We start from the raw sequence: 12,034 nt of genomic DNA on the forward strand, positions 1-12,034 counted from the left end.
CGGCGGGCGGACGCCCGGGGCCTGGTTTCGGTTTGGGGAGCAGGGGCTCAATCACAGCCCATTGTTCGTCTGTCAGCTCATGTCTCGTACTCATACTTCCATTTTACATTGGCAGATCATGTTTTTGAAATAGCTTGTAGACAGTCAGCTCCCCCGATTAGATAGCACCAAAGGCATCATCATGCCGATCAGTTCTTCCGCCGCATATCCGCAACCATTGCCTCTACCAATCACCCTCAACCCTATAACTAAATAGTGAAAACAGTAGATTTGCTCCAATTTCAGAAGATTAATGGGTATGGGTCTATGGGTATTGTCCAAGATGAATCTGTGGACCTCTGCTTTCGAGGTTCACAGATTTTTTCATTCTTGACCCGCCGGTATCCCTCTCTCCGGATTGTCTTTTCCAGAAAAAGGTACTCACACCATCTGCCACCCCGGCATTTTTATGAGGTGTTGACGTGACCATTAAGGACATGGCTAAAGCCGGTTCCTCTTTCGCTAAGGTGTTCTTATTGTGCATATGCTACTGTCGAGCCAATCTCGATTCGTAGATGTTTCAATTCTCTTTATTGAGGTGTTCTCATTGTGACCCCTTCTCTTCCAAAGTCTCTAGCCCCTTAATCTTCTGTTTCAATCCTCTTTGTTGAGGTGTTTTCATTGTGACACAGACGCCTATAAGGAGTTGGGAATTGAAAAATGGAGTTTCAATCCTCTATTTTGAGGTGTTCTCATTGTGATGGAGGAGAAGGCCCTCAAAAAGGAGCGGGATCGATTGGAAGTTTCAATCCTCCTTACTGAGGTGTCCTGATTGTGACGGTGCAAGCAGCCACCGAGGAATATCGAGAGGACAGTTTCAATCCTCTTTACTGAGGTGTTCTTATTGTGACCGGATTCCAGAACACCCAGGAGCTCTTCGAATCAAGTTTCAGTCCTCTTCACTGAGGCGTTCTTATTGTGACGCGGAGGCTCTATCCCTTGTCATTCCTATACTTCTCCACCGTTTTCCGAACACCTCCTTCTTCATCAAATTTATTAGCCCTTCTATCCCACTGTTCGCATCCGCCGGATCGCGTATCCCCTGATTTCATGCGGGTTTGCGCGTTTCCGAACACCTCCCGGGTTTTTGCCGAAGCTCCCCGTGTTCGGAAAATCCATCCCTCATAGGTCACCTACAACCCTGAAACAACCGACAAATCAATGATTTGGATACTTACACTATAACTTGATCAAACAATTCCGCCAATTGGAAAAGCGGCACTTTTCCTTTCTTTAACTGTTTCTTCAATATAAAAAAGAAAGTGTTGTTCACCTCCAATACTCTGATGTATGTAAGCCGTGACCTCATCGCAAAAGATTTCGTAAGCTTTTGCTCCCCTCTCTTTTCATTATGCTCTCGCCTATCATCTCAAACCTGTGACTAAAAAATGAAAACGGTCGATTCATCTCGATTTCAGAAGGAGATTTTCGGGATTTGTCGAATCCAAAAAATACATCTTTGTCATATATTAAAGGATGATATATCGAATTTTACTGATTGACCGCGGGTTATTAATGGTTCTTTCGATCAAAGAATAATATTTGATCTTATATGCTTATATTCGCCAAATTTCTTAGTAGATCGAGCTCAAGCGCTGACCAAAATCCATAGAAAGGAGATAGATCAACAAATGAAAAAACTGCTTACATTTTTGGGCAACGGTGAGTATGACGAAGGCTTCTACACTTACAGAGGCCGAAAAGCGACAAAAAGCCGCTTCGTCCAAACAGCCATTTATGAACTTTTTTGCCACAAGTTTACCGATAAAGATCAAATCATCATCTTTTTGACCGAAGAAGCGGAGTCGAAAAACTGGCAAGACCGTATCGGTGAATATGGTAAGAATAAAGGCAAAAAATTAATTGGCATGGAAAAAACATGGAACGAAATCAACTCTAAACTCCTCCAACAAAACCAAATCCGAAAAGTCCGGATTCCCAGCCAACAAGATGAAAAGCACAACTGGGAGCTATTTGAGATCATCCTCAACGAGATCGACGAAGGGGATGAGATTATCTTCGATATCACCCACAGCTTCCGCTCCTTCCCCATCATGGCTTTGATCATCCTAAACTACGCGCGGATTCTGAAAAAAGCCTCACTGAAAAAGCTGCTCTATGGTTGTTGGGAAATGAACGACCGGGGCACACCTCCTACAGCTCCCATCATTGATATGACGGAAATGATCCCCCTGCTCGACTGGGCCTACGGCGTTGAGAGCTATTTGAAAACAGGCAACGCATCCGTGATTGAGTCTCTTACGAATAACAAAAATGGTTCAGTTAAAATCGGTGTGACTCAAGAAGAAGAGGACGCTCTAAAAGAATTAACCAAACAATCCCATGAATTCCACCAAATGATGCAGACATGCCGCGCTCCGGAAATTCCCCGGGGCCTAGACAATCTTCGAGATGCGCTGAATCAGGCGAAATCCTTAAAAATCCGTGGATCTCGTCATTTTGAAGAATTGATCGGTAAAATGAATGAAAAAACCGAAGGGTATACAGGACGACCGATCATGGACGATTATTGGGCGGCGAAATGGTGTTATGATAACGGCCTTATTCAACAGGGCTATACAATGTTGCAGGAAGGAATCATTTCAGCGGTTTGCCGAGTAATGTGGAAAGATCTAACCGACTCCAAAAAGAAAGATAAAACTAGAGATAAGATTAAAAAATGGTTGCAAGGAAACCCTTCTAAAGAGTTACTTGAAAAAATACCAAATATATATAAATTCATTGATAATAAAGACGACCAATTATCCTTCAAAAAACTGACTGAATATCGTAACAGCATGAACCATGCCGGATGGAACACAAAAGACATTTTTAGGAAAGATGGTATTTCTCATGAAAAGTTCCATGAAAAGTTGGATGAGTTTCTTCAGTTTTTCCGCCCTCTGTTCGAAGAATTGGATCAACTCTATCAAGACCAGCAGGAAGGAGCGGCCACCCGATGACGCAGCGGGATTTGCTCACCGCGTCGGCCATTGAAACGGAAGGGTTTACCCTGGAAACCCTGACCCCTCTCTTTATGCACGGAAATCGCAAGAACCTGGAGGTCCGGGTCCCTTCCATCAAGGGGGTGCTCCGGTATTGGTGGCGCACTCTGCAGGATTCTCCTTCGAAAGAACTCATCAAACGGGAAACGGCCAAGTTCGGCGGAATTACGGGGGATCAGGGGTGCCGCTCCCCCGTCCGTTTCCGGCTGGAGCTATCCGAAACCAAAATGGACTCGTCCCCTCTTCTGCCCCATCGCACCAGTAAAAAAAGATATAGCCCCGCCATCGGCGCCCATCAATCCCTCCGCCTCCTCATGGTGCACCTGAAAAGGGATGCCGAATCCGCCGGTGAGGATGGATTGACCCTGAAGGAGGAGCATTCGCTGTACGTGCGTTGGATGCTCCTCCTGAGCGGCTTCGGCCAGCGGGCGAGGCGGGGGGCCGGGGCGGTCCAGTATGAAGGGTTTCAGTGGCGGACAAGCTCCGATATCCAGAACACCCTCCGCGATCTCCTCACCCGGTTGAAGCGGGACGATGCCTTTCAATTCCCCCCGCCGGAATCGGGATGCCTGCTGCGGCGGAAAGAAAAACCGCAAAGAATACATCCGCAAATCAACGCCGTATGGGTTGGGGAACCGAGTCTTTCCGCGGAAAAGGTCCGCGAAAGAATCAGCCGGGCGGGACATCGCGCCAATTCGGGGGGAGGCCCTCTTGGATCCTCCAAACCCCGCTTCGCTTCCCCCCTGCACTGCACGGTGCGCCGGGTGGGGCAGGGCTACGTGCCGGTCATCACCGAAGTCACTTCCCGCGACATGGAAAAAAACCACTACCGCGATGCGCGGAATCGCTTTCTCCAGATACTGGGGGTGAACGTGTGAACCGTCAACTGCTCGTCATCAGCATCGGACCCGTCCAATCCTTCATCGCGGCGGCTCGGAAGACGGAGGACCTGTGGAGCGGCAGCCACCTCCTGTCCCATTTGGCCAGGAAGGCGATTGGGTTCCTCTTTCAAAAAGGCGAGGAACAACACCGGCAGGTGGAGATGGTCTATCCGGCGGTGACGAAGGACGACCTGAGAAAAAGCTGCCCCCAAAGGGAGCGCGATGCCGCCTCTCTCCCCAACCGCTTCGTCGCCCTGATTGAGGGAGAGCCCCGGGAAGTGGCCGTATTGGCGCGGCAGACTGTAGAAGAGGTCCGAAACGAGCTCATCGACTTGTGCCATGAGGCCATCCGTCGCGTCTTTCCGAAAGACATGGAAAAAACCGGATTGTATCAACAGGCGGAGAAGCAGGTGGACTCCAGCCTGGAATTTTTCTGGGCGCTGGAGAACCTGCCCGACGACCGCTCCTTCGAGGAGGCCCGCCTCGAGGTGGAAAGGCGGTTGGCGGCGGTCAAAAACAACCGGAGCTATCCCCCGCACGATCAATGCGGACTGATCTGCACCATCTGCGGGGAGCGGGACGCCCTGTGCGCCGAAACCCCGGACGCCGACGATCCGATCGGCGAAATGAGGCGGCAATTGCGAAAGACCTGGGACAACCGGACGAGCCCTTTCCGCCAATATGAAGGGGCGGAAGAGGGGGAAGGTCGGATCCGGAACGGCGAATTCCTGTGCGCCCTGTGCCTCTGCAAGCGGGCTTTACGGGAGCTGTTCGAAAAAAAACCGTTTCCCTCCGTCCATAAAATCGCCCGGGGTCAAACATATTACGCCATCCTGATGATGGACGGCGACGACATGGGCCAATGGATCTCCGGAGAAAAAGCGCTGGATAAGTGCACCGTCAGAAATCCGCTCGACACCTACCGGGAAATCAGCCGGCGCCTCAGCCGGTTTGCAAAGCACACAGTCCCGAACATCGTGGAAGAGTATGATGGCGAACTGGTCTACGCCGGCGGAGATGACGTTCTCGCCTTTGTTCCCTTTTACAACGCGCTTCCCCTCGCCCGGAAGCTGCGCCAAGCCTTTAGCGATTCAGGGCAGGGGTTGGACGCAAAGGCGACGGCCTCCATGGGCATTGTCATCGCCTACTGCAAAGATCCCCTGTATCACATGCTGAACCGGGCGCGAGGCCTGGAAAAAAAGGCCAAAAGCTTCCGGCGAAAAAACGGGCCTTCCAAGGACGCCTTTGCCCTCGCCTATCTGGCGCGAAGCGGCGAACAGCGGGAAGTGGTCTTACCGTGGCTGTTGGATCTGCAAAAACCCGACGAATGGACCACCTCCCATCTCGAGTACCTGATGGATTCCGTCAAAAGCGAAATCTCCTCCACCTTCCTGTTCACCTTCTCCCAGTCCTTCCTGCCCCTGCTTCCCCGAAAGGAGGAGCGGGAAGAAGGGAAGCTGTCGGTCTTTGAAGAGGGAGATCCCCGAAACGAGGAACTGCTGGAAGTGGAACTGAAGCGGCTGCTTCGCCGGGCGCTGAAGGAATCGGCCCAGGAGGCCCAGGCGGAATCCCTGGCAAAAAGCCTCGTCAAACTGCACCAGGTCGTCCCGACCAGCTTTCAGTTCATTCAGCTGCTGGAAATCCTTCGCAGCCTGGGGGTGAAAGAGCGTGAGGGCATATCTGCTGCGACCGGTTGATACCTTCTTTTTCCGGGATCACAAACCCTTTTCCATGGGCGAAGAAGCCAAGGCAACCGGATGGTTCCCTCCCCGCCTCGGCACGGTGTACGGTGCCCTCCGCAGCGCCTACATTCACCGGTACGGCGATTTCTCCTCCTTTTACGAGGGGCGGGATCCGGAAATCAGAAGGTGGATGGGCACGCCGGAGGCGGTCGGGGACTTCTCCATCCGCGCCGTATGGCTCCACGATGCGCAGGGGGCGGTGCTTCCCCTTCCCCTGGACTACCAGGTGGTGAAGGAAGAAGAGAAGGAAAAAGGCCACCCGTTGATCCTGACCCAGGAGAAGGAAAAGGGGCATTGGGCCTCGGATGGCACACAGTGGCGCTTGTACGCCTCCGAAGACAGGAAATCCGCCTCCGCCGCCGACGCCTATCTGGGAGAAAGCGAGTGGCGGGAGAAGGCGGCCTTTCATCGGAACATTTCCTCCATCGCCCGCGCCGAGCGGTGGTTGCAGAAGGAACCGAAAATCGGGATCGCCCGCGACGCGCAAACGATGCGGGCCAAGGAAGGGATGCTGTATCAGCTGCCGATGCACCGGTTCAGGGAGGAACAGGGGAAAAGCGACACCGGTTTGCTCGTCCTCTGCGACCGGTCTCCTTCCTTCGACGACATCCGCTACGTACTGCTGGGCGGCGAAGGGAGGCCCTGGCATCTCACCCCCCTGCAGCGGGAACGCCTTTTGTATTCCGAAGAGGAAGAAGAACAGTTGATCCAACAGATCCGGGAGCGGGAAATGGCCCGCATCATCCTGCTCACCCCCGCCATCTGGAAACGGGGCACAAGGCCGGCTTGCTACGACGAAACGACGCAGGAGCTGCACCTTCCAGGCGACCTCCGGGTGAAACTGCTGACGGCCGCCGTCGGACGACCCCTCGTCATCGGGGGCTGGGACATGAAGAAAAACCGGCCGAAACCGCGAAAATTGGCCGTGCCAGCGGGATCCGTGCTGGTGGTGAAGGTAAAAGGGCAGCAGGCAGACCAGCTGGTGCGGACGATCCACTCCATGAAACTGACCGACGAATTGGGTCATGAAGGGTACGGCTGCGCCGTGTGCGGCGTTCTCACAACCCAAAAAGAAAGGGGCTGATCGACATGTTCACCGAAGTAAAACCCTTCCTGCTTTATGCCGTCTCCTCCGTCCACGCCGGAAGCGGCAGCGAGGTGGGACTGGTCGATTTGCCGATCCAGCGGGAACAACACACCGGCTTTCCCAAGATCGAAAGCTCTTCCCTGAAGGGGGCGATTCGCGCCGCTTGCTCCTACCTGGCCCGGGATGACGAGGAGGCCAAACGGCGGATCCGGCTCATTTTCGGAAGCGATCCCAGCGAAACCGAAGGGGATGGTTCCCGTGAACTGCAGGCAGGCGCCATCTCCCTCGCCGATGCCCGCCTGCTCCTCTTCCCGGTGAAATCGATGCGCGGCGTATTCGCCTGGATCACCTGTCCCTATGTGCTCAGGCGGTGGAATAGCGAACTGGAACTGTTCGGCAAGGGATCCCATGAAATGTTTCCGGTACCGGAAGTCAACACCGTCTCCCCCTCCAGCAAACTGTTGATCCCCAATAATGAACAAGAAAAGGTTCCAGCCGATCAAAGGGATCGCATCGTGCTGGGGGAATACACCCTGGAAGTGACCCCCTCGGAGGAGACCGCCCGGCTGGGACAAGCCCTCGGCCGGCACCTGTCCTTCGCGGAAGCGCTGGAACTGGAAAAGCGGCTCGTCATCCTGGATGATGACACCTTCCGGGATTTCGTCACCCTGTCCACGGAAGTGAACGCCCGAATCCGCATCGAATCGGATAAGGGCACCGTCGTCAACAAAGCCCTGTGGTACGAGGAAAACCTTCCGCCGGAATCGGTGCTGTACAGCTTTCTGTTCGCCGGCCACGTCCGGGGCGGAGGCGAGGAATCCTTCCAAACGGACAAGGACGTTCTGAACTATCTAATGGATGACGATCATTTCCCCGCCGTCTTCCAATTGGGGGGAAATTCGACCATCGGACGGGGCATCCTGCGGAGGATCTGGTTGTAAGGAGGGAGCATCCATGGCGCAAAAGATCCGGGCCATCGCCAATGCGAGGGCCGCGTACGCCTTCGAAAAGGTCAAAGGGTTTGTCAAAAAAGCGGAAAAGGAGACGCAAAAGCAGCGGGAATACCGCTCCTACCTGAAAAAGATGCCGGCCATGGTGCAGGTGAACGGATTGGGAGAGACCCTCGCCTTCTACTATGCCAAGGGCGGTGTCTACAGGGAGATTTACGAGCAAATCGCCGAGTGGATCCAGAAAAGCATGCCATTTTTGATCGACGAGGACAATCAAGGCGAGAAAAAGGATTTCATCGAAATCCTGGTGAACATGGAAAGTCCCAAATACCGCCTGGTGACGATGGAAGTGCTGGCCCTTCTCAACTGGATGCACCGTTTTGCGGAGGGAATGATCGATGTCAAGGAATCAGCCCAATAAGAAGAATGAAAAAGAAAAATGGATGATTTTCCATCCGCTTGACACGGCGGAGATTTACCGCAATCTGCTTGCCGGGAATCAGTCTTCCGGCAGAAGACAGTCATCAAAGAAAGGAGACCCCAACAAGCAAATAGATCATCTGTGGTACGATGTACACTATCGTCAACAAAAAACCTATGCAAAAAAGGAATCGAAGAACCGTCTATACCCGCTGAAGAAAGAAATCGCCCTCTCCAACGAGCAACTGGAAACTTATCGTCAGGTGCTGAAGCAGCGCCGGGAAGCCTTGGCCCTTTTGAGCCGGTATCAACGGGTCAAAATTTTGCACGGCAGACCGACGGGGAAAGCTTTTCCCGGCCTGGGGGCCGCCCACGTGCGGGAAGCTACGCTGACGATTCACCCCGTGTACGGCGTCCCCTACCTCCCCGGCTCCTCGATAAAGGGTGTAGTCCGCCACTGGGCTCTCGAAGCTTTTTTCGAGGGGAGCGAAAAGGCGTATGAAACGGCCCTGAAGGGGGAAGCCGGGGAAGCGCAGGCGCGTCACGCCCGCGCAATCCGCGACGTTTTCGGCGATCAGGAGCATTCCGGCGCCGTCCAGTTCCATGACGCTTTTGCCTGCGAAGAAGTCTGCCTCAAACCCGACGTCTTGACGGTCCATTTCGGGGATTATTATCAACAAGGCAAGCCGCCGACGGATCGCATGGACCCGGTTCCCAACGAATTTTATGGCGTGGAAGCGCCTTATTTCGAATTTGTCATCACCCTGGCGGGGGAACGGGATTTCTCCCTGGAAGGTGATGACCTGTTGGAAGTGGCGGGAACGTGGCTCAAGCAGGCTCTTTCGGAAATGGGGATCGGAGCCAAAACCACCTCCGGATACGGCTGTTTCGATTTCTTTGTGGATCGGACGGAGGATACCCTGCAGCAAGGGTTCCAATGCCTTGAAAGTCGGGAGGAAAAACGCAAGGCCCAAGAAGAGGCCTTGCGTCGGGAAAGGGAAGAACGGGAGCGAAAAGAAGCCTGGGCCAGGAAATGGGCCGCGATGTCCGAAGAGGAAAGGCTGCTCTATGAGATCGAACAATTGAAATCGGATCATCATGAGGATCGGGAAAAGAGCAAATCCGAACTGTATGAACGGGTGGTGGCGCAGGCCGAGCAGGGGAATTTGGAGCCCGCCCGGGCACTGAGGAAATACTGGGAAGAAACCGGCGACTGGCATGTGAAGAAAAAGAAGAAAAAGCAGCATGAAAAGGTTCAAATTCTCCTCCGGCTATTGGGAGAATCCTGATTTCCGGACCGTTTCCAACTGGCAGCGTCCGCGTCTATGGGTATTGTCCAAGATGAATCTGTGAACCTTTCCCTTCGAGGTTCACAGATTTTTTCATATCTTGACCCTGGTATCCCCCTCTCCGGATTGTCTTTTCCAGAAAAAAGGACTCACACCATCTGCCACCCCGGCGTTTTTATGAGGTGTTGACGTGACCATTAAGGACATGGCTAAAGCCGGTTCCTCTTTCGCTGAGGTGTTCTGATTGTGACAAGTATAGGTATAGGTTCCCCAGTCGGCACGCCTTGTGTCAATCCTCTTTAATGAATGCGCCCCCTCATTTAACCATTTTCAATCAATCTGATGGTTGTTTCGAATACTGCAGCGTGCCCGTTTTTCCTTATATGCCGAGGAATTCCGCGTTTGCGAACAACCCCCTGGAGTCGAGCCGACACTCCCGATGTTCGCAAATCATACCTGTATGGTAATCTAATTCGACGGTACCGGAAAGTTATGTGAAGAATGTTGCATCTTCACACGTTGATAACCGCTTCAATTCTCTCAAGACTTTGCTATCCTTCAACGATGGATTTAAAGAAACAACGTCATTGACAAATTGGATTGTTTTGCTTTCTATTTCCGAAATTAATTCATCTTTGCCAATCACAGCACCCCGCCAATGGTAATACTCCGGTTCAATCGGATCCGTAAGTACATAACCAGTAAAGCTTTCCAGTTTCAATGTAATCAAGTTTACAGTGATATGCCGTCTATCGCTTATGAATTCAATCCAAACCGACGATTCAATATCCGGAACAGCTACATACTTTTTCCCGCTTTTAATTTTGTTTTTCGCATGATTTAACATTTTGAACCAAAGAACCAACAGATCATGTCCAAAAGGTATATCCTTGTCACAAAAACCGAAATTTTTGTTATTAAAAATCAATTCTAATTGCCCTTCAATTATCCCATCATCGTCAAAGTTCTCTAGGGATCTGTCAACTAAATCCTCGTCACATATTCTATATTTCAGCAAAAACAATACCGATCTCTCCTTAAAAACGCAAAGGAGTGATATTAAATATCACCCGGAAATTGCCATTAAACCCAGCCATCCGGAAATTTCTTTCCAGAGATCTTTCACGCAACTGACGCCCATGTTCATCCTAGGTTTACCATCATCGTTTCGACCTATCTCCTTAAGGTGTTCTTATTGTGACAGTCCTTGGATTTATCGGATTTCCCGATCGAGTGGTAGTTTCAATCCTCTTTACTGAGGTGTTCTTATTGTGACGCATATAATGCTCAGGTTCGTTGTCCAATGTGCAGCCAGTTTCAATCCTCTTTACTGAGGTGTTCTTATTGTGACAAATGCAGATTCAAGGGTGGATCCAGAACGCTGGAGTTTCAATCCTCTTTACTGAGGTGTTCTTATTGAGGTTTTGCTTCTCGAAACGGAGGAGGTGAAGAGCTGGAGTTTCAATCCTCTTTACTGAGGTGTTCTTATTGTGACGGCTCTATCCCTTGTCATTCCTATACTTCTCCGCCGTTTTCCGAACACCTCCTTTTTCGACAAATTTTTTAGCCCTTTTTTCCCGCTGTTCACACCTTCCAAATCTCGTATCCCCTTATTTCATGCGGGTTTGCGCGTTTCCGAACACCTCCCGGGTTTTTGCCGAAGCTCCCGGTGTTCGGAAAAACAGCCCTTGAGACATACAGGAGAATCCCCTTTCAAAAAACACAAAACAAAACCAGCTGGCTCACTACGAGGGGAAGTTTCAATGCCTCTTGGACAACCCTATACATCTTTACGAAGAATATAATCATCAAAAACAATTTTGTCAATTAAAAAAAGCGGGGTCCTATGAACTTGGACAGCATGTTTTATATTTATTATACTGTTTATGGGAATCAGTTGACATAATAGGAGAAAATGATTTAACGGGAAAGAGGGGATCATGATAGACCTTCAGACGATAGGAAATAAAATAAAACAAACCCGTTTAATGCAGAAAAAAACCCAACAACAGATCGCCGACGCGTGCGGCATTTCAAAAAGTATGCTCTCAAAAATCGAAAATGGCCAGACGGCTGCCGCAGTTGCGACATTGTCGAAAATATGCAAGGCCTTGAATATCCCGATGTCCTGGCTGTTGGATGAGGAGAAGGATCAAGATCTCATATTGGTAAACAAGAGAAGTCGGAAAGCAAAAATGGGCGATCATAATATCGGTTATTACTACGAATTGCTGGCAAATAAACCTCCCCTTTCGGTCATTGAACCGTTCATCGTCAGCATCCCCAAAGAACTGAAGAAAGATCAGCAAACCTATACCCACACACAAGACGAATTTGTTTATGTTTTAGAGGGTGCCATCGAGCTCTATTACGACGGAAAAAAATATTACATGGAAAAGGGAGACAGCGCCTATTTCAGAGGAACCAAACCCCATTTGTACATGCCCGTGAATAATCAAGAAGCAAAGGTGTTAACCATTTACATTGAAAACCGATTTGAATAGAAGCTATTTCAAAATTCGGTTTACACACCAAATAATGAATGCAATCAGGCAAAAAGCTCTATAAATATGCAAATATCGGTCATACCGAACCACCAACCGACGGTAATTGTTCATCCA

Annotated in this window: 9 protein-coding genes; 8 read left to right on the top strand and 1 reads right to left on the bottom strand. The window is 50.9% G+C overall.

Annotation, left to right across the window (positions count from 1 at the left end; all coding sequences use genetic code 11):
- The first annotated feature begins 1,670 nt into the window (after positions 1-1,670).
- The 7 genes from csx2 to cmr6 are packed head-to-tail and all read left to right on the top strand — an operon-like array spanning position 1,671 to position 9,413.
- Positions 1,671-3,002, top strand: coding sequence for a TIGR02221 family CRISPR-associated protein (gene csx2 / locus CLV97_RS17130; RefSeq protein WP_106346749.1), 1,332 nt, complete (start codon positions 1,671-1,673; stop codon positions 3,000-3,002).
- Entirely contained in the window at positions 2,999-3,922 is a 924-nt protein-coding gene (gene cmr1, locus CLV97_RS17135) for a type III-B CRISPR module RAMP protein Cmr1 (RefSeq protein ID WP_106346750.1), read from the top strand. The genes csx2 and cmr1 overlap by 4 nt, the downstream gene beginning before the upstream one ends.
- Positions 3,919-5,622 carry a type III-B CRISPR-associated protein Cas10/Cmr2 gene (cas10, locus tag CLV97_RS17140; protein ID WP_170070601.1) on the top strand — a complete coding sequence of 568 codons (1,704 nt, stop codon included), beginning with the start codon at positions 3,919-3,921 and terminating at the stop codon, positions 5,620-5,622. The genes cmr1 and cas10 overlap by 4 nt, the downstream gene beginning before the upstream one ends.
- A complete protein-coding gene (gene cmr3, locus CLV97_RS17145) occupies positions 5,594-6,751 on the top strand; it encodes a type III-B CRISPR module-associated protein Cmr3 (RefSeq protein WP_106346752.1) in 1,158 nt (385 codons plus the stop codon). The genes cas10 and cmr3 overlap by 29 nt, the downstream gene beginning before the upstream one ends.
- Positions 6,752-6,756: 5 nt before the next feature.
- Positions 6,757-7,695 carry a type III-B CRISPR module RAMP protein Cmr4 gene (gene cmr4 / locus CLV97_RS17150; RefSeq protein ID WP_106346753.1) on the top strand — a complete coding sequence of 313 codons (939 nt, stop codon included), beginning with the start codon at positions 6,757-6,759 and terminating at the stop codon, positions 7,693-7,695.
- Between the two features lie 13 nt (positions 7,696-7,708).
- Positions 7,709-8,125, top strand: coding sequence for a type III-B CRISPR module-associated protein Cmr5 (gene cmr5 / locus CLV97_RS17155; protein WP_106346754.1), 417 nt, complete (start codon positions 7,709-7,711; stop codon positions 8,123-8,125).
- The gene (cmr6, locus tag CLV97_RS17160) at positions 8,103-9,413 is read left to right on the top strand and encodes a type III-B CRISPR module RAMP protein Cmr6 (protein WP_106346755.1); all 1,311 of its coding nucleotides are present in this window, start codon (positions 8,103-8,105) and stop codon (positions 9,411-9,413) included. The genes cmr5 and cmr6 overlap by 23 nt, the downstream gene beginning before the upstream one ends.
- A gap of 490 nt (positions 9,414-9,903) precedes the next feature.
- Here cmr6 and CLV97_RS17165 read toward each other — a convergent pair whose 3' ends face one another.
- Positions 9,904-10,437: a hypothetical protein gene (locus CLV97_RS17165; protein WP_106346756.1), complete on the bottom strand. Its 534-nt coding sequence runs from the start codon at positions 10,435-10,437 to the stop codon at positions 9,904-9,906.
- A gap of 916 nt (positions 10,438-11,353) precedes the next feature.
- Here CLV97_RS17165 and CLV97_RS17170 point away from each other — a divergent pair.
- Positions 11,354-11,917, top strand: a complete 564-nt coding sequence (locus tag CLV97_RS17170) for a helix-turn-helix domain-containing protein (protein ID WP_106346757.1) — start codon at positions 11,354-11,356, stop codon at positions 11,915-11,917.
- Positions 11,918-12,034: the final 117 nt, after the last annotated feature.

It is taken from the genome of Planifilum fimeticola, assembly GCF_003001905.1.
GTDB lineage: Bacteria > Bacillota > Bacilli > Thermoactinomycetales > DSM-44946 > Planifilum > Planifilum fimeticola.